This window comes from Burkholderia sp. Bp9140 (assembly GCF_003853425.1).
Classification (GTDB): domain Bacteria; phylum Pseudomonadota; class Gammaproteobacteria; order Burkholderiales; family Burkholderiaceae; genus Burkholderia.
In genome coordinates, this window is the sequence record NZ_QTPQ01000025.1 from 1 (window position 1) to 23,654 (window position 23,654).

The 23,654-nt window shown below is 67.2% G+C and carries 25 protein-coding genes; 19 read left to right on the forward strand and 6 right to left on the reverse strand.

Going from position 1 to position 23,654, the window contains the following annotated elements; all coding sequences use genetic code 11:
* Window positions 1-221 precede the first annotated feature (221 nt).
* Window positions 222-731 (forward strand): DUF1269 domain-containing protein, encoded by a 510-nt coding sequence (locus tag DIE21_RS20830; protein ID WP_124499498.1) that lies wholly within the window; start codon window positions 222-224, stop codon window positions 729-731.
* Between the two features lie 130 nt (window positions 732-861).
* On the opposite strand, the gene DIE21_RS20835 is transcribed toward DIE21_RS20830, so the two are convergent.
* Window positions 862-1,485, reverse strand: coding sequence for a lytic transglycosylase domain-containing protein (locus DIE21_RS20835; RefSeq protein ID WP_124499606.1), 624 nt, complete (start codon window positions 1,483-1,485; stop codon window positions 862-864).
* Between the two features lie 531 nt (window positions 1,486-2,016).
* Between DIE21_RS20835 and DIE21_RS20840 the strand changes: the two genes are divergently transcribed.
* Window positions 2,017-2,790 (forward strand): response regulator transcription factor, encoded by a 774-nt coding sequence (locus DIE21_RS20840; RefSeq protein ID WP_124499499.1) that lies wholly within the window; start codon window positions 2,017-2,019, stop codon window positions 2,788-2,790.
* A 13-nt stretch (window positions 2,791-2,803) separates the two neighbouring features.
* Here DIE21_RS20840 and DIE21_RS20845 read toward each other — a convergent pair whose 3' ends face one another.
* Complete coding sequence (locus DIE21_RS20845) at window positions 2,804-3,922, reverse strand: ATP-binding protein (protein ID WP_124499500.1); 1,119 nt, start codon at window positions 3,920-3,922, stop codon at window positions 2,804-2,806.
* Window positions 3,923-4,634: 712 nt separating this feature from the next.
* Between DIE21_RS20845 and DIE21_RS20850 the strand changes: the two genes are divergently transcribed.
* The 13 genes from DIE21_RS20850 (at window position 4,635) to DIE21_RS20910 (ending at window position 15,962) form a co-directional block, all read left to right on the forward strand.
* Window positions 4,635-5,207, forward strand: coding sequence for an SCO family protein (locus tag DIE21_RS20850; RefSeq protein ID WP_409364643.1), 573 nt, complete (start codon window positions 4,635-4,637; stop codon window positions 5,205-5,207).
* Window positions 5,208-5,232: 25 nt separating this feature from the next.
* Window positions 5,233-5,907, forward strand: a complete 675-nt coding sequence (locus DIE21_RS20855) for a response regulator transcription factor (RefSeq protein WP_124499501.1) — start codon at window positions 5,233-5,235, stop codon at window positions 5,905-5,907.
* A 213-nt stretch (window positions 5,908-6,120) separates the two neighbouring features.
* Complete coding sequence (gspG, locus tag DIE21_RS20860) at window positions 6,121-6,537, forward strand: type II secretion system major pseudopilin GspG (protein ID WP_185642817.1); 417 nt, start codon at window positions 6,121-6,123, stop codon at window positions 6,535-6,537.
* Between the two features lie 47 nt (window positions 6,538-6,584).
* A complete protein-coding gene (locus DIE21_RS20865) occupies window positions 6,585-7,787 on the forward strand; it encodes a type II secretion system F family protein (RefSeq protein ID WP_124499502.1) in 1,203 nt (400 codons plus the stop codon).
* Between the two features lie 18 nt (window positions 7,788-7,805).
* On the forward strand, window positions 7,806-9,524 hold the full coding sequence (locus DIE21_RS20870) for a GspE/PulE family protein (protein WP_124499503.1): 1,719 nt from the start codon (window positions 7,806-7,808) through the stop codon (window positions 9,522-9,524).
* Window positions 9,505-10,371: a hypothetical protein gene (locus DIE21_RS20875; RefSeq protein ID WP_124499504.1), complete on the forward strand. Its 867-nt coding sequence runs from the start codon at window positions 9,505-9,507 to the stop codon at window positions 10,369-10,371. The genes DIE21_RS20870 and DIE21_RS20875 overlap by 20 nt, the downstream gene beginning before the upstream one ends.
* Window positions 10,368-10,898 (forward strand): hypothetical protein, encoded by a 531-nt coding sequence (locus DIE21_RS20880; protein WP_124499505.1) that lies wholly within the window; start codon window positions 10,368-10,370, stop codon window positions 10,896-10,898. The genes DIE21_RS20875 and DIE21_RS20880 overlap by 4 nt, the downstream gene beginning before the upstream one ends.
* Window positions 10,895-11,461, forward strand: coding sequence for a hypothetical protein (locus DIE21_RS20885; RefSeq protein WP_124499506.1), 567 nt, complete (start codon window positions 10,895-10,897; stop codon window positions 11,459-11,461). The genes DIE21_RS20880 and DIE21_RS20885 overlap by 4 nt, the downstream gene beginning before the upstream one ends.
* Window positions 11,458-12,060 carry a hypothetical protein gene (locus DIE21_RS20890; RefSeq protein ID WP_124499507.1) on the forward strand — a complete coding sequence of 201 codons (603 nt, stop codon included), beginning with the start codon at window positions 11,458-11,460 and terminating at the stop codon, window positions 12,058-12,060. The genes DIE21_RS20885 and DIE21_RS20890 overlap by 4 nt, the downstream gene beginning before the upstream one ends.
* Window positions 12,061-14,394: a type IV pilus secretin PilQ gene (locus DIE21_RS20895; protein ID WP_124499508.1), complete on the forward strand. Its 2,334-nt coding sequence runs from the start codon at window positions 12,061-12,063 to the stop codon at window positions 14,392-14,394. It begins immediately after the preceding gene.
* Between the two features lie 3 nt (window positions 14,395-14,397).
* A complete protein-coding gene (locus tag DIE21_RS20900) occupies window positions 14,398-14,931 on the forward strand; it encodes a type II secretion system protein (protein WP_124499509.1) in 534 nt (177 codons plus the stop codon).
* Window positions 14,932-14,940: 9 nt separating this feature from the next.
* Entirely contained in the window at window positions 14,941-15,354 is a 414-nt protein-coding gene (locus tag DIE21_RS20905; RefSeq protein WP_124499510.1) for a type II secretion system protein, read from the forward strand.
* The gene (locus DIE21_RS20910; protein WP_124499511.1) at window positions 15,351-15,962 is read left to right on the forward strand and encodes a type II secretion system protein; all 612 of its coding nucleotides are present in this window, start codon (window positions 15,351-15,353) and stop codon (window positions 15,960-15,962) included. The genes DIE21_RS20905 and DIE21_RS20910 overlap by 4 nt, the downstream gene beginning before the upstream one ends.
* 245 nt (window positions 15,963-16,207) lie before the next feature.
* On the opposite strand, the gene DIE21_RS20915 is transcribed toward DIE21_RS20910, so the two are convergent.
* From DIE21_RS20915 to DIE21_RS20925, 3 genes are all read right to left on the reverse strand, one after another.
* Window positions 16,208-18,163 (reverse strand): PhoX family phosphatase, encoded by a 1,956-nt coding sequence (locus DIE21_RS20915; RefSeq protein ID WP_124499512.1) that lies wholly within the window; start codon window positions 18,161-18,163, stop codon window positions 16,208-16,210.
* 192 nt (window positions 18,164-18,355) lie between these two features.
* Window positions 18,356-19,549: an ammonium transporter gene (locus tag DIE21_RS20920; RefSeq protein ID WP_124499513.1), complete on the reverse strand. Its 1,194-nt coding sequence runs from the start codon at window positions 19,547-19,549 to the stop codon at window positions 18,356-18,358.
* A gap of 243 nt (window positions 19,550-19,792) precedes the next feature.
* Window positions 19,793-20,128, reverse strand: coding sequence for a hypothetical protein (locus tag DIE21_RS20925; RefSeq protein WP_124499514.1), 336 nt, complete (start codon window positions 20,126-20,128; stop codon window positions 19,793-19,795).
* A 193-nt stretch (window positions 20,129-20,321) separates the two neighbouring features.
* On the opposite strand from DIE21_RS20925, the gene DIE21_RS20930 reads away from it, so the two are divergent.
* The 4 genes from DIE21_RS20930 (at window position 20,322) to DIE21_RS20945 (ending at window position 22,836) form a co-directional block, all read left to right on the forward strand.
* On the forward strand, window positions 20,322-20,750 hold the full coding sequence (locus DIE21_RS20930) for a hypothetical protein (RefSeq protein WP_124499515.1): 429 nt from the start codon (window positions 20,322-20,324) through the stop codon (window positions 20,748-20,750).
* Window positions 20,751-20,842: 92 nt separating this feature from the next.
* Window positions 20,843-21,298, forward strand: coding sequence for an Rrf2 family transcriptional regulator (locus tag DIE21_RS20935; RefSeq protein ID WP_124499516.1), 456 nt, complete (start codon window positions 20,843-20,845; stop codon window positions 21,296-21,298).
* A gap of 137 nt (window positions 21,299-21,435) precedes the next feature.
* Window positions 21,436-22,077, forward strand: a complete 642-nt coding sequence (locus DIE21_RS20940; RefSeq protein WP_124499517.1) for an NAD(P)-dependent oxidoreductase — start codon at window positions 21,436-21,438, stop codon at window positions 22,075-22,077.
* A 288-nt stretch (window positions 22,078-22,365) separates the two neighbouring features.
* Complete coding sequence (locus DIE21_RS20945) at window positions 22,366-22,836, forward strand: Lrp/AsnC family transcriptional regulator (RefSeq protein WP_006754321.1); 471 nt, start codon at window positions 22,366-22,368, stop codon at window positions 22,834-22,836.
* 42 nt (window positions 22,837-22,878) lie between these two features.
* On the opposite strand, the gene DIE21_RS20950 is transcribed toward DIE21_RS20945, so the two are convergent.
* Window positions 22,879-23,652: an ABC transporter ATP-binding protein gene (locus tag DIE21_RS20950; RefSeq protein WP_124499518.1), complete on the reverse strand. Its 774-nt coding sequence runs from the start codon at window positions 23,650-23,652 to the stop codon at window positions 22,879-22,881.
* Between the last annotated feature and the right edge of the window lie 2 nt (window positions 23,653-23,654).

A 23,654-nucleotide genomic window follows, 5' to 3' on the forward strand; every position in this document is an offset into this window, starting at 1 on the left:
GCGCTCACGGGCCTGCTCGTGACGACGTTCGCGTTCCTCGGCGTCAACATGTTCCTGTCCGGGCTGCACAGCTACGGACAACTCTGAAGCGCGTGCGGCGCGCCTACCGTGTTCTACCCATGCACTTCGGCGGGCATTACCCCTACAAGCCGGAGGCATGCCGGGCAAGAATGTCCTGACGAGCATCGCCGCATTGCGGGTGTGACGTAGGAGGAACTGCCATGAGACGTGTCTATTTCCTGGTGCCGACGGCGCACTGTGCGCAGTCGGTCGTCGGCGAACTGCTGTCGCTTCGAATCGAGTGGCGGCATATCCATTGCATCGCGAATCACGATGTCTTGCGCGACGGCTTGCCGGAAGCCACGCTGGTGCAACGCAGCGACCTTTTGCCGTCGCTCGCGCGCGGCACCGTCGTCGGTTTTGCGACCGGCATGCTGCTGGGGCTGATCCTTCTGGTGTTCCCGCCCGCGGGTTTGCCGATCGGTGGCGGCGTCGTCGTGGCGATCACGCTGTTCGGTGCGGCCTTCGGTGCATGGGTGGCGACGATGATCGGCGTCGACATGCCCAGCACGCGCCTGAAGCGCTTCGAGGACGGCATCGAGCACGGTGAACTGCTGCTGATGATCGACGTTCCGACCGACCGCGTTCACGAGATCGAGGACACGATCAAGCTTCACCATACGGATGCGCATCTGCAGGGAGAAGACCCGACCGTCCCGGCCTTTCCATGAACCGTCGGCCGGCCGAACGCCGGCGCGCTACGCGTTGCCGGACGCCATCGTTTCATGGCGCCGGGCAACGCGTCGTGCACGCGACGCAGGCGGCATTGCCGCGTGCAGGCCGCCGCGAGTCTCGCGTGTTTCAACTCGCGGCGAGCAGCCGTTTGTAGCGCGCGAGCACGCGCGGCACGTACTCGCGCGTCTGCGGCAGCGACGGGATGCGATACCCGGCCCGAATCACGGCGTTCTCTCCGGCATTGTAGGCAGCGAGCGTGAGCTCGACGTTCTCATTGAACAGGGTGAGCAGGAAGCGCAGATACCGTGCGCCGGCCAGCACGTTGTCACGTGGATCGAACATGTCGCCGCCCGAGAAGCGCCGCGCCGTTTCCGGCATCAACTGCATGAGTCCGAGCGCGCCTTTGTCCGATACCGCCTTCGGGTTGTATCCCGATTCGACGTCGATCACGGCGCGCAGGAGTTCGGGCGGAACATTGAACGCCCGACTCGCCTCGGCAATCACGTCCGCGAACGACGACGCGACAGCCCGTTTCGGCATGGCCCGCTTCGTCGCGGATTCGGCCGGCCGGGCGGCCGCGACGATCACTTTCAGATTGGCCGTGCCGGGCACGTTGGTCAGGACGATGACCCCGTTGCTCGCCACCGTGCCGAAGATCTGCGCGTGCGCGGCGCATGACCATGCCGAGCCGAATCCCACGCATGCGGCAATGACGGTCTCGCACAATCCGGATGAACGGCGGCGGTGCATATTGATGGCCTCCTGCATCTGCATTGTCGTGGCCGGGTCATCGCATCGACAATGGGGCACCCTCCTACACTTCGATGCCGGACGAGACGCCCCGCGGCGGCGCTGCAAAACTGTTACACAAGTAATCGCCGGTAGCGGGCGGTAATCCGATGAAGTTGACAATCCTTACGCGGACCGGTTGTTTTCTGCTCAATGCAACTGTTGTTGCAGAAGAAATCGTTTCCTGCCATGCGGAAGCGATCGGATAGTCCCGCCATCCGTAGTCCTACGGATGCGACGCGCACGCCCAATCGATTCAACCCTGCAACATTCCCGCCATTGCGCGACGTTTCCGCAGGCATGTGCCCGGCGCGGGCGCTGGCACGCGGCGCGGTGGCGCGAACCTTGCTCGGACGACGGGCGTGGCCAGTCGCTCGCGAGGCGGGCCACCAGGCCGGACCAAGGAAAGCATCAGAAAAAGCGTCCGGCACCGTGCAATCGGGGCATTGATGTCCGACGTGGTGCAAGCGCGGGAAAACTTGGGGGGGAGTCGTGAATACCAAATATCGCGTGATCATTGCAGAGGATCACGATCTGCTGAGAAACGGGCTCCGGTCGATGCTTTGCGCACAAGGCGAATACGAAGTCGTCGGCGAAGCGCGGGACGGCAAGGAGGCATGCCATCAAGCCATGACGCTCGCGCCGGATCTGATCCTGATGGATCTGTCGATGCGCGGGATGAACGGCATCGATGCGAGCGCGACGATCAAGCGTCGAACGCCGGCCATCCGGATCGTCGTGCTCACGGTGCATCAGAACGAGGAATACGTGCGCGAGGCACTGCGCGCGGGCGTCGACGGCTACGTGCTCAAGGACGTTTCGTTTGACGAATTGCTGCTCGCGATGCGCATGGTCATGCAGGGGAAGAAGCACCTGAGTGCGGATGTGTACGGCTACATGGTCGACTCGTTCGTGACCGGTCGCGAAATGCCCGCGCCGAAAAAGGCCTGGGACATCCTGACCGCGCGCGAACGCAGCGTACTGAAACTGATCGCGGAAGGGCGTACCAACCGGCAGGTCGGCCAGTACCTGAACCTGAGCCCGAAGACGATCGAGAAGTATCGGGCGAGCATGATGCACAAGCTCCATCTCGCGAATCTGACGGAGCTGGTGCTCGTCGCGATGAACATGGGGCTGTTGACCACGCTGGCGGCGAAATGCGCGGAACCGAACGTGGACGACGTGCCGGCGCACCCGGTCGTCGACGGAGGGGCAGACGCAGTCGCGCGGCTGGACGACTATCCGGCAGGCAGCGCGAAGCGCTGAGCGCGGCTGCAGGTCAGAGCGGCCAGGTTGCCGAGACGCGCGTACCCGTCGTGGCGGACGACCGGATCGCAAACGTGCCGCCGTGCGACTCGATGCGGTGCTGCATGCCGATCAGCCCGAGCCCCGCCGCGCGCGCGTCGTCCGTCGAAAGCGGGTGACGCTCGTAGCCGACACCGTTGTCGTCGATCGTCAGCAGCAGGCCGCCCGCGTCGTGTTGCAGGCCGATCAGGATTTCGGTGGCCTGCGCATGCTTGACGACATTATGCAGCGCCTCCTGCGCGACCCGGAACATGTCCGCCTTCAGATGATCCGGAATGTCGTCGTCGTCGACGTCGCAATTGAACTCGACCGACAGCTGGTTCGCGTCGCGCTCGATGTGGCGGCACAGCGAGGCGAGCGCGGCCGGCAGCCCGAGCCTGTCGAGCATGGGCGGCTTCAGTTCGCCGCAGATCTGGCGCACTTCGCCGATCGTCTCGCGGATCCGCAACACGGCGACGTCGAGCAGATTCGTCGCGTCGACAATCTCGCCGCGGCGAATGCGCATGAGCGCGTCCTCATTCATCAGCTTGATGAGTGTCAGTGCCTGGCCGAGCCCGTCGTGCAATTCCGCGGCAAGCCGATGTCGTTCCTTCTGCTGGCCCATCAGCAGATACGTGTGGCGGGCATGCACGCCCGCATCGTTCGCCGCGGCGCCGCGCCGTTCGGGCTCGGGCGTCGACGGTTCCTCGAACAGTGTCAGCGACAGGTGGGTGTCGGGAAGCGCCTGCTGATGTACGACGAATCGCGCGGGATGGCCGCTTCGCCCGCTGAGCATCGCCGTGAACGAATGATGCTGAAGGGCGGCGCTCGTGGACAGTTCGTTTGCCAGCTCGGCGTGGGCGTCGTCGGGCGCCAGGTCGAATAGATGCAGGCCGACGAGTTCGGCGGTCCTGTACCCGAACAGCGCCGCGGCACTGCGATTCACCGATACGAAGGTGCCGTCGTCGGCAAGTATGGCGAGCGCCGCGCCACGTGCATCGGTGACGATAGCGGTGCGGCGATCGTCGGGACGAAGCGCACTGCGCAGCTTGCGCATCGCGTCGATCAGATCGAGCAGCCTGATCCGTGGCCCTTCGGGCTGGCGTTCAGTCATGGTGGCTCCCGAGGCGCAGTTTTCAGGAAACCGTAAAGTTTCGATCATTCTAGGACGTGACCGACTCGGGCCGCAACATGGGGATTTCGCGCGTCCGTCATAGGGAAATACCTGCCGCGTGCAGTGGGGAATCCTGGCAAGCGGGCATGTCCTACCGGCCTTTGGGGGGCGTCATCCCATGACGCTCGCGATCAGATTCATGACACTGCATTGGCGGGGCGCGGAATTGTCCGCTGCCTGGGCGCGTGTCAGGGAGGCTGGTATGAACAGGATCGCAAGATCGACGATGGGCGCGTTCGTGGTCGCGGGCGTCGCGCTTGCAGCGACGCCCGCGTGGTGTGTGACCGATGGCGGCGCGATCGAGAATGCCGGCGGTGCGGTCGCCGAGAATGCCGTCGAGAACGCCGCCGCGAACGCGAGCGTCACGGAGAATGCCGCGCCGGATGCCAGCGCGAGCATGATGGGAAAGGACATGCAGAACGGTGTCGACAATCCCGTCACGAACGCCGCCGACAGCGCCGACGGGAGTGCCGCCGACAGCGCGGCGACGCACACCGCGGAGCACCCGATGGAGCCGGCTACCGAGCCCGCGATGCAGCCCGCCGCGGAGCATGCGACGGAGCCGGCTGCCGAGCCGGCGACGCCGCCCGCCACGGAGCCTGCCACCGGAACCCCCACGGAGCACGTACCGGCCGCACCCACCGAGAGCGCGGTGAGCAAAGCCGACTCGCCCATGACCGAGGGGGCGACCGAAGCCGCCGGCATGCACATGCATCACGCCGTGATGCCGGGCACCGTGCACACGATGGTCGAGTATGCCGCGCCGTCGGTCCAGCTCGTGCGAGACGACGGTCGGGCCGTCTCGCTGGTCAAGGAACTGGACGACGGCCGGCCGGTGATCCTGACGTTCATCTACACCAGTTGCACGACCATCTGCCCGATGATCAGCCAGACGCTCGAGCAGCTGCAGGGCGAACTCGGCGCCGACCGCGACAAGGTGCACATCATGTCGATCTCGATCGATCCGGAGGCGGACACGCCCGAGCGGCTCAGGACCTACGCGGCACGCTTCGGTGCAGGCCCCGAATGGCAGCACTACACCGGTACCGTCGATGCGAGCGTCGCGGCGCAACGCGCGTTCAACGTGTATCGCGGCGACAAGATGAACCACACGCCGGTGACGTTCGTGCGGGCCGCGCCGGGCCAGCCGTGGCTGCGTATCGACGGCTTCGCGACGCCGACCGAGCTGCTCGCCGCCTATCGAGACGTCGTTGCGTCCAACTAGCGCGTCTCTGCAAGGAGCGTCGAAATTGGAGAACAAGCATCGTGTGCTGATCGTCGAGGACCAGCATCTGTTGCGAGTCGGCCTGAGTCATCTGGTTGCTGAGCTGGCCGACTACTGCATCGTCGGCGCGGCGAGCGGCGGGGTCGAGGCCTGCCGTCTCGCCGAGAAGACGCGGCCCGACCTGATCCTGATGGATCTGTCCATGCCGGGCGGCAGCGGCTTCGAAGCGATCGCGACGATCAAGCGCGACGTGCCGCATGCGCGGATCATCGTCCTCACGGTTCATCACAGCGAAGACAACGTCAGGGAAGCGTTTGCCGCCGGCGCGGACGGGTACGTGGTCAAGGATTCACCGTTCGCCGACCTGGTTCGCGAGATGCGCTTCGTGATGCAGGGCAAGTGCGTGGTCAGCCTCGACGCGTATCGGGCCCGCGCCGGCCTGCACGGGCTGCGCGACGCGAACGTGCACAAGGCGCGATTGTGGAATGCGCTGACGAATCGCGAGCGCACGGTGTTGCGCCTCGTCGTCGAGGGGCACACGAGCCGGCAGGTCGGCGAGTGCCTGAAGGTCAGTCCGAAAACGGTGGACAAGCACCGTGCCAATCTCATGCGCAAGCTCGGCATCGCAAACCTGACCGGCCTGGTCCACTTCGCGATCGACATCGGCGTACTCGCGCTGAACGACGACGACCATATGTGAACACCCTCCATCGCGGCATGGCCCAACTGGGGGGGATTTACCCATGGGGATGGACGGCACTCCCTACTTCTGACGCGTACCGGCGTGAACAAGAATGCAGTCAACGGCATCGGCAGCGCTGATGCCGCGGGTCGATACAGGGGGGGAGCCGTGAGCCATGAATCGTCGATCCCGACCGGCGGGCCGGGTCAGCGGCAGCGTGACGAACGACGCGTGGGCCGCGCGTGCGCGAGCCGCGGCTTCACGTTGCTCGAGCTGCTCGTCGTGATGGTCATCATCGGCTTGCTGGCAGGGCTCGTCGCGCCACGCTATTTCGAACAGGTCGGCAAGTCGAACGTGAAGATCGCGCGTGCGCAGATCGTGTCGCTCGGCCAGGCGCTGGATCAATACCGGCTCGACGTCGGTGCCTATCCGACGACGGAGGAGGGGCTGGATGCGCTCGTGAACAAGCCGCAAAGCGAGTCGCGGTGGAGCGGCCCCTATCTGCAGAAGGCCGTACCGGTGGATCCGTGGGATCGGCCCTATCAGTATCGTTCACCGGGCGAGCACGGCGACTACGACCTGTTTTCGCTCGGCAAGGATGGACGCGGCAGCGGTACCGGCGAGAACGTGACGATCTCGTCGTGGTAGGGGGCGGCTGCCGCGCGCGTCGCGAGCAGTCCGCAAGGAGAGTCGACGTGAAATTCGTGCTGCGGGTATTCGATACGAGTGGCTCGGTACAGACGCTTCGCATCGACAGCGATTCGCCGGCGAACGCCGCATCGCTCGCGCGAGCGCGCGGCCTTCGCGTCGTCTCGGTCAGTACGGACGCCGGGCGGCAGCGGCGCCGCGCGACCCGGCTCGGGATGCCGGGGGCGCGGTTCGACGTCGACATGTTTGCGCGCGAGCTGGCGGCGCTGCTCGATGCGGGTGTCGGCCTCGTCGACGCATTGCGCACGCTCGGTGGCAACGCGCGGCGCGAAGCGTCCGCACAGGTGTGCCGCGACCTGCTGCGGCATCTCGAGGAAGGGCAGTCGCTGTCGGCGGCGCTCGAGCACGCGAGCCCGATCTTTCCGCCGGTGCTGGTGGCGTGCGTGAGGGCGAGCGAGCAGACCGGCGGCCTCGCCGACAGCCTGACGCGCTATTCGCTCAATAGCGCGACGCTGCGCGAGTTGCGCGCGCGGGTGGTGGCGGCGGCGATCTACCCGACGGTGCTGCTGTTCGTCGGTGCGGCCGTCGTGCTGTTCCTGCTCGGCTTCGTAGTGCCGCGCTTCGCGACGCTGCTCGAACACAGCGGGCGCGAACTGCCGCTGATGTCGCGGCTGCTGATGGCGTGGGGCAGCATGGTGCATGCGCACGGCGCCGAGCTGGCCGGGTGCCTGGCGGTACTGGCGGTGGCCACCGGTATCGCGCTGCGGCGTCCGGCACTGCGAATCTGGCTCGCGGACCGTCTGCTGGCGCTGCCCGGCATCGGGCAACACTTCCGCGTGTTTCGCCAGTCGCAGTTCTATCGCACGACGGCGATGCTGGTCGACGGCGGCATTCCCGCCATTCGTGCGTTCGAGCTCGCGCGCGGCCTGGTCGGCCGCGCGGACCAGGCCGCGCTTGCGCGCGCGCTGCAGCAGGTCCGCAATGGCGTGAAGATGTCCGATGCGTTCCAGCAGGCCGGTCTGGCGAACGCGATCGGCTACCGCCTGCTGACGGTGGCCGAAAAAACCGGCGGGCTCGGGCCTGTCCTCGACCGGATTGCCGCGTTTCAGGAAGCCCAGGTGTCGCGCACGATCGACCTGATTTCGCGCCTGATCGAGCCCGCGATGATGATCGTGATCGGCGTGGTGATCGGCGGCATCGTCGTGTTGATGTACATGCCGATCTTCGAGATCGCGTCGAGCATTCAGTAGGCCGTCCTGGAGGCGCGCGTGGACCCCGTCACATCCTCCCCCGACAACCGTCCCGACGCGGACGCCGAACTGCGCGACCTGCTGCGCACGCTCGGCGAACGGCACGGTTCGGGCATCCGCGCGCTCGAGGCGTTGACGGCGCAGACGGCGCTGGGCGCGGACGAGATGCGCGAGCGGCTCGCATCGCAATTCCGGATGAAGCCGATCGGCATCCGCGAACTGAACCGCCTGGAGCCGGATTTCGAGCGGGTGCCGTTCGTCGAGGCGACGGCGCGCCTCTGCGTGTGCCTGCGCGATCCCGACTGCGGCGCGCTGCTGTTCGCGATCGCCGATCCGCTCGATGCCCGCACGCGCGGCTGGGTCGAGCACCGGATGCGTGCGCACCCGGCGCTGCCGTACGGATGGGCGCTCGCGAGCGCGGGCGACCTGGGCGCCTATCTTGCCGTGCGCGAGAAGGACATCCGCGCGATGGATTCGCTCGCGTTCGACGATCCGATCGAGAGCGCGCCCGATCCGGCGTCGCTTGCATTGACGCTGCAGGGCATCAGCAGCGACGACAGCCCGGTGGTGCGTCTGCTCAATTCGACGATCTACGACGCGCTCAAGATGCTGGCGAGCGACATCCACCTCGAATGCCGGGCGAACGGATTGATGATCAAGTGCCGGGTCGATGGCGTGCTGACGGTGGTGGGGCGCGTGGAGGGCCGCGACGTCGCGGACCAGGTGCTGTCGCGCGTGAAGGTGATCTCCGAGCTCGATATCGCGGAGCGCCGCATTCCGCAGGACGGGCGCTTCAAGGCGATGTATGCCGGACGCGAGATCGATTTTCGCGTGTCGATCATGCCGAACCAGTTCGGCGAGGACGCGGTGTTGCGGATTCTCGACCGCTACCAGCTTTCCCAGGCGTCGGGCGGCCTGACGCTCGAGGCGCTGGGGTTCCAGTCCGCCGACACGAGCTTCATGCGGTCGGTCGCGTCGATGCCGTACGGCATGCTGCTCGTCACGGGCCCCACCGGCAGTGGCAAGACCACGACGCTTTACGCGATCCTCACTGAAATCAACAACGGGCTCGAGAAGATCGTGACGATCGAGGATCCCGTCGAATACCAGCTGGGCGAGATCCTGCAGATTCCGGTCAACGAGGCGAAGGGCCTGACGTTCGCGCGCGGATTGCGGTCGATCCTGCGGCACGATCCGGACAAGATCATGGTCGGCGAAATCCGCGACCCCGAAACCGCGCAGATCGCCGTGCAGGCCGCGCTGACCGGTCACCAGGTGTTCACCACCGTGCATGCGAACAACGTGTTCGACGTGATCGGCCGTTTCACCAACATGGAGGTCGATCCGTACAGCTTCGTATCGGCGTTGAACGGCGTGATCGCGCAGCGACTGCTGCGCCAGTGCTGCCCGGACTGCCTGGACGAGGACACGGTCGACGCGGATGCGCTCGCTCGCTCGGGTATCGACCCGGACACGGCCGGCAGCTACCTGTTTCGCCGCGGTACCGGGTGTGCGATGTGCCGCGGCAGCGGCTATCGCGGCCGGCGAGCGATCGCGGAGGCGCTGCGCATGAACGACGAGCTGCGACAACTGCTGTCGGAGCGCGCGCCGCTCGGACACATCAAGGCGGCGGCGCTGCGCTACGGCATGACGACGTTGCGGGCGTCGGCGATCGACCTGGTGAAGCGCGGCGAAACGACGCTCGAGGAGATCAATCGTGTCACCATGGTCGAATGATCGGCTTGCTGTCGGCATCGGCACGCGCGAGATCGTCGTCGGCATCCGCCCGCCCGCATGGTGGCGGCCGGGCCGGCGCGGGTTCGTCGCCGATCCGCTCTGCGTCGTCATTCCCGACGCACACTTCGGGAGCGAGACGGGGGTGCTCGACGCGCTGGGTACCGCGCTGGCCGCGACGGCCGGCCGCGACGGCGGCGCGAAGCGGCCGGCCGCGCGCGGCGCGCACATCGTGCTCGACGATTTCTGGTGTTGCCATGCGATCCTGCGCGGCGATTTCCGCGCGCTGCACGCACGCGAGCTCGAGGAAATCGCGCTCGCGCATTTCTCTGACACGTACGGGGTCGCCGCCGAGTCGCTGGTCACGCGCTTCGACGTGCGGCATGGCGGCCGTGCGCTCTTTGCGAGCGCGCTGCCGCGCACGCTGTACGACGGCATTCTCGCGACGGGCACATCCGGCGACGTTCGCATCCGCTGCCTTCGTGCGGGGCTTCCGGAAACGCTCAATCGGGTCGCGGTGAAGTCGGACGGCGACGCGATGCTGCTCGTCGTCGGCGAAGCGTTGCTGCAGGCGGTCATGATCGAACGCGGCGAGTGGACCGCGTACGATGCGCAGCGCCTCTTTCCGGGGGAGTCCGGCGATGCGTCGAGGCTTGCCGAACTCGCCGAGCAACTGTTCGAGCGCTCGGCGACGCGGACGGGCCTGAAGCGCGACGACTGCAAGGTCTATCTGTCCGGCGTCGACACGGATGCCGCGCCGTTCGAGGCGCGTTTTGCCGCGGTCATCCTGCCGCGCCGCGCGGCGCTCGACGGTTCACCTGCGCGCCGGTTGCTGGAGTACGCATCATGATCCGCACGCTCGACATCGATTTTTGCCGGCGCCGCGCTCGCATCGGCACGAGCGGCGTGATCCTGCTCGGCGTCGCCGCGTTGCTGTGGGGCGCGTGCGCCGTCCGGCTCTGGCATGCGTATGCGGAAAACGATCGCGTCAGGGAGCGTCTGGCGGTTGTCCAGCATCGCACGTTCGCGCAGCAACACGTCGTGAAGCCGCCGCCGACCGCGGCCGCGCGGCTCGCGGAAAAGCAGAGCCAGGCCGTGCTGCGCGAACTGACCGTGCCGTGGCAGACGCTCTTCTCGCTCGTCGAGGACTATCCGGGCCATGACGTCGCGCTGATCGGCATCGACCAGAACCCGGCACAGGGCCAGATTCGCATCACGGCCGAAGCGAAGGACCCGGACGCGATGATCGCGTACCTGAAGTACTTGCAGACGAGCGTCATGCTGCGCGAGGCGACGCTCAACGGTCATCTCGTCGAGGAAAACGTGGCGGGAAAGCCGGTGCGTTTCCAGATCACGGCCGTCTGGAGGAAGTCATGAAAGCCGATCGTGTCGCGGACCCCCTGCTCACGCTTCGTTTCGCGTGGCGGCGCGCATTCGGCCTGCCCGGGCTCGCCGGCATGCTGATGCTCGGTGCCGCGGGCATCACGTATGCGGCGATCGCCGGCGTGGAGTCCGACACGCGCGCAATACAGGCGCCGGCCGGTGTGGTGCGCGCCGCACACGGCCATCGTCCGGCCGACGTGCGCGGCACGGCGGTGGATGCGGCGACGCTCGACACGTTGCCGGAGCTCTTTCCGCGCTTTTCGCAAAGCGCGGACGACATTGCATCGATCTTCGAGCAGGCGCGCGACAGCCATCTGGCGCTCGGGTCCGCCGAGTACCAGATGACGACCGAGTCGGGCGCGCGCTTCGCGCGCTACCAGGTGCTGCTGCCGGTGAAGGATCAGTACGGCGCGATCCGGCATTTTCTCGCATCGGTGCTGAACAACGTGCCGAACGCGGCGTTGCAGGAAATCCACGTCGAGCGTCCGGCGGTGGGCAGCAGCATTCTCGACGCGCGGGTGCGTTTCGAACTCGTCTATCGGAGCGCCCAGCCATGATCTTCACCGTCATGAAACCCGCTTCGCGCAATCGACTCGTGGTCGTGCTCGTGCTGGGCTGCCTCGTCGTCGCCGGTACCGGATATCGCGTGCTGGTGGCGGCAATGCAGCAGCCGGCGCCGGGTGCAAGCGGCATCGTCCATCGCGACAGCGGGCGCGTGGCGCCCGCGCCGGCCCGCGCGCGCATCGCGGCGGCCTCTCATGCCGCGGCGCCTGCGCCCGCGTCGCATGAAGCGGCGGCAACCCCGCGGGAAAAGCTCGCCGCATTGCGTGCGCCCGTGTCCGTCGACGCGGCGCATGATCCCTTCACGGCGTCGTCATGGCTGCCGCCGCCTCCCGTCGTGCCGCCGCCGCCCGAAACGCGTCCGGCGCCGCCGACCGCGCCGCCCGTACCGTTCGTCTATCTCGGCCAACAGGACGCCAAGTCGGCGAAGCCGCACGTGTTTCTCGGCAACGGAGATCAGTTGCTGATCGTTTCGCCGGGTGACGTGATCGACAGCCAGTATCGGGTCGAGTCGGTGTCCGAATCGAACGTGGTGCTCACCTATCTGCCGCTGAACCAGATTCAGATGGTGCCCATTCCAATGGAAGGAAAGTAAATGGAAACCATACGTACACGGGATGCGTGCCGCGATGGGGACGGCGGCCGGCCGACGCGCCCTCGTTCCGTCGTGACGGACGACGCGCGGCCGGCATCGCCGAACCGGCTTGCGACGAAGCGCGCGCTGGCGATCGCGGCGGCGCTGCTCGCATGCGGCGGCTGCGCGCATGTGCCGAACCTTCAGGATGATCCGACCAACGCGCAGGTGAAGATTGACGCATTGCACGAGCGCAACGACGCGGTCGACCAGCTGCTTGACAACGCGGACACGTTTCGCCAGCAGAACGCGTTCGACGACGCGGCGCGCTCCGTCTACATGGCGAAGCAGCTCGATCCGACCAGTGAACGCGCGCGCCGGATCGCCACGATGATCGACCAGGACCGCAAGCATCTCGCGATCCTGCAGGAGGCGGACCGCATGATGAAGCGCGGTTCGTACGCGCAGGCGGCCGAACGCGTGCATCGCGTGCTGGTCGAGGATCCGGCCAATGCGATGGCGGCGCGGATGCAGGCGGACCTCGACGAAAAGCGCCGCCAGCAACACGCGGAACGCGACGACAAGTTCGCGGCGTCGTCGATCATGCGCACGCCGGTGTCGCTGCAGTTCCGCGACGCGAACGTGAGGATGGTGTTCGAGGCATTGTCGCGGACGTCCGGGCTGAACGTCATTTTCGATCGCGACGTGCGCGCCGACCTGAAGACGACGATCTTCGTGCAGAACGCGTCGCTGCAGGACACGGTCGACATGATCCTGTTGCAGAACCAGCTCGACAAGAAGCAGATGAACGCGAACACGCTGTTCATCTACCCGGCGACGCCGGCCAAGGAGCTCGAATACCAGGAGCTCAAGGTGCGCACGTTCCAGTTGTCGAACGTCGACGCGAAGCAGATCCAGTCGCTGCTGAAGAGTCTGTTGAAGGTGAAGGAGGCCGTGATCGACGAGCGCTCGAACACGGTGACGATCCGCGGCACGCCGGACACGATCAAGGTCGCCGAGGAGATGATTGCGGCCCAGGACTTGCCGGAGCCGGAGGTGATGCTCGAGGTCGAGGTGCTGGAGGTATCGCATGACCGGATGTCGCAGTTGGGCATCAACTGGCCCAACTCGTTTACGGTGTCGACGCCGAGCACGGTCAATACCTGGGGGGCGCTGCACCATCTGCCGGTCAATGCGCTGAACGTCAGCGGCCTGTCGGCCACCGCGGACTTCAAGCTGACCGATACCGACGCGAATCTGCTCGCGAGTCCGCGCATCCGCGCGCGCAACAAGGAAAAGGCGCGCATCATGATCGGCGACAAGGTGCCGGTGATTTCGAGCTCGAGCACGCCGAGCACCAGCGGCCCGTCGTTTACGCAGATGATCCAGTACCTCGACGTGGGCATCAAGCTCGAGGTCGAGCCGCAGGTCTATCGCGACGGCGACGTCGGCATCAAGCTGAATCTCGAAGTCAGCAACATCACCAACACGATCTCGAGCGGCAACTCGCAGGGGCTGAGCTCGCTCGCCTATCAGATCGGCACGCGCAGCGCGTCGACCAGCCTGCGGCTTCGCGACGGCGAAACGCAGATCATGGGCGGCCTGATTTCGGACGAGGACCGCCGCAACGCGAACAAGGTGCCGGGCCTTGGCCAGTTGCCGGTGCTCGGCCGCCTGTTCTCGGATCACGGCGGCGATCACAAGAAGACCGAGATCGTGCTGCAGATCACGCCGCATGTCGTCCGGCCGCAAGTGGCGGCGGATGCGGACACGCAGGAAGTGTGGTCGGGCACCGACGTCAACGTGCACGCCGACCAGTTGCGACTCGACCCGGTGGTGCTGAACGCGGAGACGCCCGCGGAGGCGAAGGCAGAAGCGAAGGGAGCGGCGCCTGCAGTGGCGAAGGCAGAGGCGAAGGTCGTTCCGGGCAGCGTGGGCGGCGGGACGTCGGGTGGCGCGGCACCGTCGCCGTTGGAGGCCGCGGCGAACCGTACGCAGCCGTCGCCGGCGAGCAGCGCGTTCGGGCAACTGCCGGTTGCCCCGCGCACGACGCCGCCGCCCGACCCTTACGGCGGGCGGTTCTCGAGGCCTCAGCCGGCGTCGCCCGCGCCATCCGCCGCGGCGGAGCAGCCGGCGGGCGGTGCTGCGCAGGCGGCAGCGCCGGCGGGCAATGAAGTGACGCCCGCGCCGGGCACGACCGTGACGCCGGTTGTGTCACCGGCGCCGGCGCCGGCTGAGCAGGCTGCCGCGGCGGTCAACGCGCCGGCCGCCGCACCGGCCGCCGCGCCCCCGACGCTGCAGATGCCGGCGGGCGATATCCCGAGCGAAAACCCGCTTCGCCCGGTCGGGAAGTGAGCCGTGGCCGCCCGCAACGCAGCAACGCGCGGCGGCCGTATCGGCCGGCGCGGCTTCACGTTGATCGAGATGGTCATCACGCTCGCGCTCGTGGCGATCCTCGCGCTCGCGATCATGCCGTTCTCCGAACTGATCGTGCAGCGTCAGAAGGAGCAGGAACTGAGCGCCGCGCTGCGTGAGATCCGCACTGCGCTCGATGCGTACAAGGACGCGAGCGATGCGGGGCAGATCGAGAAGGAGGCCGAAGCGTCCGGCTATCCGCCGTCGCTGACCGTGCTCGTGACGGGCGTGAAAAACGCCCGCGACCCGAAGGGCGGCCTGATGATGTTCCTGCGCCGGGTGCCGCGCGATCCGTTCTTCATCGGCGATCCCGATACGCGGGCCGAGGACACCTGGGACGTGCGCGCGTACGGCACGCCGCCGGATCCGGTGGCCGACGCGCCCCCTGCGGGCATCGAGCCCGGCAACGACGTGTTCGACGTGACGTCGAAATCCGCCCGGGTCGGCATCAACGGTATTCCATACAAACAATGGTGACGGTTCATCATGACACCCGCTCGCATCCGCAGGATCCGCGGCTTCACGCTGATCGAAATCGTGGTCGTGATGGCCATCATCGGGCTGCTTCTGACGCTGGCCGTGCCGCGCTACATGCACAGCATCGAGCGCGGCAAGGAGCAGGTGCGGCGGCAGAACCTCGCGGTGATGCGCAATGCGATCGACCAGTATTACGGCGACAACGGGCAGTACCCCGAGACGCTCGACGAGCTGGTCGCGAAGCATTATTTGCGCGCGGTTCCGGTCGATCCGGTGAATGGCGACGACAAATGGGCGACGCTTGCATCGCCGGACGAGACCAAGCCGGGCGTCTACGATGTGGGGCCGGCGAGCAGCGCGCAGGGCGTGCCGCCGGGCGTCGCAGGAGCGACAGCCGCGGCCGTGGCCGGAGCGGCGAAATGAACCGGGCCGGGCGCGGCGTCGCGCGCGCGATGCATGCCTGCCGGCGCGGCGGGCGGCAGCGCGGGCTCGTGCTGCTTGCGCTGCTGATCGCGCTGATGCTGATGTCGATCGCGCTGGCCGGCGCGCTGGACGTCTGGTCGCTGCAGCGGCGCCGCGAACAGGAGCGGCAACTGCTGTTCGTCGGCGACCAGTACCGGAGGGCCGTCATCGGGTACTACCGTCTCGCGCGCGCGTACCCGCAAACGGTCGACGACCTGCTGGACGATACCCGCTTTCCGAAGCCCATGCCTCACCTGCGCCGCGCGTATCCGGATCCGGTCAGCGGCAAGAACGACTGGTCGTTCCTGTGGCGGGCCGACCGTTTCTACGGCGTCCACAGCAGTTCGGATGGCGCGACGATCAAGCGCGCGGGATTTCCGGATCGATACAAGGATTTCGAGGGCGTCGAAACCTATCGGCAATGGAAGTTTCTTTACCTCGCACCGGGTCTGGCCGCGCCGGCCGGCGACGCGTCGGCGGCGGCGCCGACGCTGCCGGCCAGGGCGCCGAGCCTGTCCGGTTTTCCGGGCGGCTCGCTGCCCGGACAGGTGCCGGCCGGCTTGCGTTGACGCGGGTTCGGCACCACGCGATGCAAACCGCGCGCAAAAAAAAGCGCGACGCCCGCAACGGGCATCGCGCGTAAAACGGCGTGGAGCGCCGACGAATGAAACGTGATGGAGAAAGGGACGCCCGGTTATGACTGACCCCAGGAAGTTGGATGCGAATCCAACCTTTGGGGTGCAGTTCGGTTAGGGACGCCCGGTTAGGGGCGCCCGGCCAGGGACGCCCGGCCAGGGACGCCCGGCCAGGCGGCTCAGGCCTTCGCGAGCTTGATGCTGGTCGGCTCGGCCGTCAGGTAGCCGACGCTTGCGCCGAAGCGGTCCTTGTAGTTCGCGCGCACCAGCGGATCGAGCGTCGCCTTGACCTTGTCGTGCAGCGGCGACTCCCAGTCGCCCACGTGCTGGAAGTTGCTCATGACGTAGGTCCAGCCGTTGATCTCGTCGACCGCGTGCAGGCCCGTCGATTCGGCGCCGGCCGGGCACGACAGCACGCGCGCGAGCGACTTCGTGTCGACGTTGTAGGCCCACAGGAAGTTGTTGACGTGCATGCCCGAGTCTTCGCCGATGAAGAGCGTGCGCAGCTTCTCGGAGAACTTCAGGTTGTCCGGGTTCGCGATCTTGTCCGGGTTCGCGAGGTTGCCGAGCGCATCGGCCGCGGCGAGGTCCTCGCCGACGAGCGCGGCCGGCGCGCCCATGTCGACCGGCACCCATTCGCTGTCGATCGCGCCGCCCGACGTGTCGCGCTGGCCGGCCTTGAGGTTCAGCGCATAGACGGCGCCTGCCGCGATCTTCTTGTCCACCGCGACGTCGCGCGATACCGCATTGCCCTTGACCATCGACGTCTCGATCCGCGACATCGCCGTGTAGACGATCTTGTCCTTTGCGTTGACCGTCGTGCCTTCGAGCTTCGTGAACGCCATGCTGCCGCCGATCAGCGCCGCGTAGCGGTGCGTCTCGAGGAACGCGGCCGCCTTTTCCATCCCGGGCTTCACGCGGATCCAGTTGAACTTGCCGCCGAAGTGGATCTTCGTGTAGCTCGCGTCGCTCGGGTCGGTCGTCGTCAGGTCCATGATGTCCGACGCCTTCAGCGTGTTCGCGAGCGTCTCGATCTCGCCGCTCGTCGCGTGGCCGATCTTGATCCACGTGAGCGTCGCGCTGCCCGCGCCGGCGGACGACGTCTGCGTCCACTTCGCGACGTACAGCGTGCCGGCCGACAGGTCGGCCGCCTTGTCGGCGACGAACATGAACAGGCCGCCGTTGGTGGCGTCGTCACCCATCATCACGGTGCGCTGGTCCGGCATCACCTGGATCAGCTCGTGCGAGATGCGGCCGAGGCAGTAGTGCTTCTTCACCGTGCCGGTGCCGTCCGGGTTCACCGTGATCTCGGGCAGGTGGCCATAATGGTAGGGGTTCGCCTTCGTCTCGTCGCCGAACGTGTTCTTGCTGAATGCCTTGAACTGCGCGTCGGTCGCGGCCTTCGTCGCGTCCGGCTCGTATTCCTCGCTCGACAGGTGCGTGCCCCACGGCGACAGGCTCGCGCCGCACGTGATCCACAGGCCGTGCGCGTTCGACGTGTCGACGTTGTGGTACTTGACGACCTTCAGCGCGCCGTTGGACGGATCCTGGTCGAGCGTGATCACCGCGATCGGCGACGGCAGCTGGCCGTATTGCGATGCGCTCGCCTGGTCGCGCGTCGTGTATTCGAACTGCACGACCGCGAAGACCGTGTTGCCCTTCACGCCGGCGACGCTCGCGTTCTTCAGCGTCAGCAGCGAGCTGCCGTCCGGGCAGTCCGAATAGAACTGGCGCTCCTTGCCGGCCACCGAGCGGTCGATGATCGGCTGGTTGTTGATGTCGTAGTAGCCGCCCGCGAGCGTCGTGCCGCCCTTGCCGTCCGGCACCATGTCGCCCGTCACGAAGAACGGCCGGTACGCGAGCTTGAAGTTGCGCGACGAGCCGTCCGAGAACGACACCGACAGCGTCGAGCCGACCGTCGTCGTCGCCATCGCGGCCGCGTTGTCGAGCGTGGGCGCGGCCATCGCCGCGAACGCCGCCGACGCGTACGCGGCGGCCGGCGTCGCCGCCGGATCGTCGTCGCCGCCGCAGCCCGTCAGCAGGGCCGGCAGCGCGAGGCCGGAGAGGGGCAGCATGGGCGCGCCGGCGAGGATCTTCAGGGCCTGACGACGGGAAGCATTGGGCAACGCGGGCATGTGGAGTCCAGTTTCAGATGTTGGAAGAATGGCCTTCGCGAGGCAGGCAATCGGCAAGCCATGCGAAGGCAAGTTGAAAACTGGACCGAAGTGTAGGGATGCTCGATGAAAGTTTTTTGAATTGAAAACGTAATGATGCGTCGGGCGTCCGTCAGGTGTGCTGCCGGACGCCGGCCGGGGGCTTGAGGGTGCTCAGTCGCGCTCGGGCGTCGCCGAGATGCGGTGGATCGACAGGTCGGCGCCGTCGAACTCGGCTTCGCGATCGAGGCGCAGGCCGACGGTCGCCTTCAGCGCGCCGTACACGAGCGTGCCGCCCGCGGTGGCGATCGCGATGCCGCCGAGCGTGCCGACGAGCTGTGACATGAACGACACGCCGCCGAGGCCGCCGAGCGCGGGCATGCCGAACACGCCGGCCGCGAGGCCGCCGAGCGCGCCGCACATCCCGTGCAGCGGCCACACGCCGAGCACGTCGTCGATGCGCCACCTGTTCTGCACGCAGGTGAACATCGCGACGAACACTGCGCCGGCCGCGGCACCCGTGACGAGCGCACCGATCGGGTGCATCACGTCTGAGCCCGCGCAGACCGCGACGAGGCCCGCGAGCGGGCCGTTGTAGGTGAAGCCCGGGTCGTTGCGGCCGGCCATCCAGGCGGCGAGCGTGCCGCCGACCATCGCCATCAGCGAGTTCACGGCGACGAGGCCGCTGATCTTGTCGAGCGTCTGCGCACTCATCACGTTGAAGCCGAACCAGCCGACCGCAAGCACCCACGCGCCGAGCGCGAGGAACGGAATGTTCGACGGCGGATGCGCGGCGATCCGGCCGTCCTTCGCATAGCGGCCGTGGCGTGCGCCGAGCAGCAGCACGGCCGGCAGCGCGACCCAGCCGCCGAACGCGTGCACGACGACCGAGCCCGCGAAATCGTGGAACGGCGCGCCGAACGCATGCGTGAGCCAGTCCTGCACGCCGAAGCGGTCGTTCCATGCAATCCCTTCGAAGAACGGATAGATGAAGCCGACGATGATCAGCGTCGCGACGAGCTGCGGATTGAATTTCGCGCGTTCCGCGATGCCGCCGGACACGATCGCGGGGATGGCCGCCGCGAACGTCAGCAGGAAGAAGAAGCGCACGAGCGCGTAGCCGCTGTGCTGCGACAGCGTGTCGATGTCATCGAAGAACTCGACGCCGTAGGCGATCGTGTAGCCGATGAAGAAGTACGCGAGCGTCGACACCGAGAAGTCGACCAGGATCTTCACGAGCGCGTTGACCTGGTTCTTCTTGCGGACCGTGCCGAGCTCGAGGAATGCAAAGCCCGCGTGCATCGCGAGCACCATGACGGCGCCGATCAACAGGAACAGTGTGTCGACGCCGGATTTCAGACCATCCATGCCGTGGCTTCCTTGCGCAAAAAACGGGCGAGGAATGCAAGTATCGAGCCAACTTGGTGAACGATTGCGTGTAATTGGTGCGGAAGGCCATGCGATGCGGCATTCCGGTGACGCGTGCACGGTAGCGGGGCAGACCGGGTGCCGGACGGATGCCGCGGCGGGCGCACGTGCATGGTGCGAAGCGTGCGTAACTGGTGCGTGCGAGGCGCGTCCCGGTGCACCGCGATGCACCGGTCTGGCGCGTCAGCGGCGCGCGAACAGCGTGCGCGGCCGCCGCAGCCGCAGCGCGCATGCGGACCAGTAGGCGGCGACGGTCGCGAGCCCGAGCGCGGCGAACGCGAGCGCCGCGAAGCCCGCGTGGGACTGGCCGTCGCCGTCGGGGCCGAAGATGCCTTGCGCGACGATCAGCGCGGCCGTCCAGAAGCCGATTACCGCTTGAGCGAGCAGGCGCGCGCACGCCATGCGGCGCGGGCGCCCGACTGCATGCAGGCGCGGCGCGGACGGTGGGCGAAGGCACAGGAACAGGGTGGCGGCGAGCACGGCGGCCAGCGCGATGAACCAGTCGATGAGGAAAGCCATGAGGAAACAGGAAGCAGACAGAGTGGGTGGAAGCCTGCCCACTTTAGTGTCCGCGCGCCTGCGATTGAATCAGACGAATCCGAAATTGAAAGGCATTTTTAATCGGGAGTCGTCATTGGACCTGTGCCACAGGCGGTATCATCGACGTCGGTCCAACCATTCAGGCCGTGCGGCGCACGGCCGGAGATTGCTGATGAAGATGAAGACTTCGCGGGCGCGTCGCTTGCCCGGATGCGTGCTGGCGGCCGCGGCCGTCGGTGCGGCGCTGTTGCTCGCAGGCTGCGAGAAGTCCGGCACGCCGGCCACTCAACCCGATACGGCCGCGAGCGCGGCCGCCGATGCCGCGAGCAACGCGGCCAAGGCGCTCGACCAGATGGCGAGCACGGTCAACCAGCAGATCAATGCCGCGAAGGCCGGCATCGCGTCGGCGGCATCGGCGGTGCCGCCGCTGTCGGCAAGCGGCCTCGCGTCGGCCGCGCAGGCGCAGTTCGATGCGGCTGCTTCCGCGGTCGTCGCGCACGCGGCGTCGGAAGCTGGCGCGAAGATGGCGGAGGCCGGCAAGAAACTGCAGCAGTGGAGCCAGCAGAATGCGTCCGGCGCGAAACCGGCCAGCGGCCAGTAACACGTCGCTTGCACAATCCGCAAAATGTAATTATAGTGGTTACACATTGTCGCCGGCCGCGGGTCGGGCCGGCGTCGCCGAGTGAGTGAGGAATGAATACCAGCAGCCGGTTCGCGTTTGCCGTTCACGTGCTTGCCTTGCTGTCGATGCAGGAAGGCGCGCCGCTGTCGTCCGACATCATCGCGGGCAGCGTGAACACGAATCCGGCGCTGATTCGCCGCCTGCTGTCGATGCTGGCGGCCGCGGGGCTGACCACGTCGCAGCTCGGCGCGGGCGGCGGTGCGCTGCTGGCGCGCGAGCCCGGCGAGATCACGCTGCTCGACGTGTATCGCGCGGTCGACGATGCGCAGCTGTTTGCGCTGCACCGCGAGGCGCCGAATCCCGCGTGCCTCGTCGGGCGGCACATCCAGGGCGTGCTGATCGACTATATCGGCGACGCGCAGCGCGCGATGGAAGCGTCGCTTGCCACGCGTACGCTCGCGGACGTCACGGCAGACGTGCTCGAATCGGAGCACCACAGCCGGCCCGCCGGAAGCGCCGGCGGGTGAACGCAGGCAATGCATGATGCAGGGCAGGAGGCCGGGCGGCGCGCACACGCGGCGACCGGCACGACGGAGTTTCGCTCCGTTTTTTTTCGGTCTTATATGTAATCACTACAGTTACTTTTTATTTCTGGAGAATCGACATGACGCAACATACCTTGAACATCGCCCTGTTCGGCGCCACCGGGATGATCGGCTCGCGCATCGCGGCCGAAGCCGCACGCCGCGGCCATCGCGTGACCGCGCTGTCGCGCCATCCCGGCGCGGCCGGCGACGGCATCACCGCAAAGGCGGCCGATCTGTTCGATGCGGCCAGCATCGCAGCTGCGCTGCCGGGTCACGACGTCGTCGCGAGCGCGTACGGTCCGAAGCAGGACGATGCCGCGAAGGTGGTCGCGGCGGCGAAGGCGCTGGTTGCCGGCACGCGCCAGGCGGGCCTGAAGCGGCTCGTGGTGGTGGGTGGCGCCGGTTCGCTCGAAGTCGCGCCGGGCAAGCAGCTGGTCGACACCGAAGGTTTCCCGGACGCGTACAAGGCGGTCGCGCTTGCGCACCGCGATGCGCTCGACTATCTGAAAACGGCCGGCGATCTCGACTGGACGTTCTTCGCGCCGGCCGCGCTGATCGCGCCGGGCGAGCGCACGGGCACGTTCCGCACGGGCGTCGGCAAGCTGATCGTGGACGCGCAGGGCAACAGCAACATCTCGGCGGAAGACTACGCGGTCGCGTTCGTCGATGCGCTCGAGCAACACGGCTTCGTGCGCGAGATCGCGACGGTCGCGTATTGAGCGACATCGCGGCGAGGCGCGCGTGCGTGCCGCATTCGCCGTGAGCGGCGCGCACCCGGCAGCGCAAACAGCATTGACTTCAGGCGATTCCACCTCGACACGTGGCGTCGCCTGTTTCGTCCGGGGCGCCGATTATCGATGGGCGGGGGCGCACGGGGTCGTGCGCATCGCGCGTCCCTCCTTCCCTGATTGGTATTTATCCCGGTCGACGCCGTGCAGCGGTTTCCATATTGTTCCCCGTCATGCACGATGCATAGAAAAAATTTCTATCTACGAGGGACCGGGTAAATGGATGCCATCGATCGCAAGCTGCTGGAGCTGTTGCAGGCAGATGCCACATTGCCGATCGCGGAACTCGCGCAGCGCGTGAACCTGTCGCAGACACCCTGCTGGAAGCGCGTGCAGCGGCTCAAGGAAACCGGCGCGATTCGCGCGCAGGTCGCGCTGTGCGATCCGCGCAAGCTCGGTGTGGGCACGACCGTGTTCGTCGCGATCCGCACGAACCAGCACACGGAGGAGTGGGCGCAGCGCTTCACGCAGGCCGTGCGCGACATGCCCGAAGTCGTCGAGGTGTACCGGATGAGCGGCGAGACCGACTATCTGCTGCGGGTCGTGGTGGCCGGCATCGACGACTACGATCGCGTGTACAAGCAGCTGATCCGCGCGGTGCCGCTGTTCGACGTGAGCTCGTCGTTCGCGATGGAGCAGATCAAGTATTCGACCGCGCTGCCGGTGCGCGATCTGTCCGAGCCGGCGTAGCGCGGTACGCCGGCGCACCGCGTCGTCATCGCCATTGTCCGCTCAGCGGCCGCGCGCCAGCGCCAGCGCGCGTTCGTCCGCCAGCGCGTCGCGGCGCACGAACTCGGCGACGAACGGGCTGGCCGGATGATGGTGCAGCGCATACGGCGTGTCCCATTGCGCGAGCTGGCCATCCTTCATCACGCCGATCCGGTCGGCGATCGCGAACGCTTCAGCCTGGTTGTGCGTGACGAGGATCGCGGTGTGACCCGTGCGCTTCAGGATGTCGCGCAGTTCGAACGCGAGCCGCTCGCGCGTATCGACGTCGAGATTCGAGAACGGCTCGTCGAGCAGCAGCAGTTCCGGCGACGGCGCGAGCGCGCGGGCGAGGGCGACGCGTTGCTGCTGGCCGCCCGACAGCTCGTGCGGATACGCGCTGCCCGAATCGGCGAGGCCGACGAGTTCGAGCATGTCCGCGACGCGGACGCGCCGCTCGGCCTTCGGCATGCGCCGCAGGCCGAACGCGACGTTGTCGGCCGCGCTCAGGTGCGGGAACAGCGCATAGTCCTGGAACATCATCCCGATGCGCCGCCGCTCGGGCGGCACGTCGAGCGACGGCGCCGCGACGGGCGTGCCGTCCAGCACGATGCGGCCCATGCGCACGGGCTCGAAGCCCGCGATCGCGCGCAGCACGGTGGTCTTGCCGCAGCCCGATGCGCCGAGCAGGCAGCCGATGTCGCCGCGCGGCAGCGCGAGGCTCAGCCCGTCGACCACCGTGCGGCGGCCGTGCGGTGTGTCGTAGGTGACGCAGAGGTCGTGGAGTTCGAGCAGGTTCACGG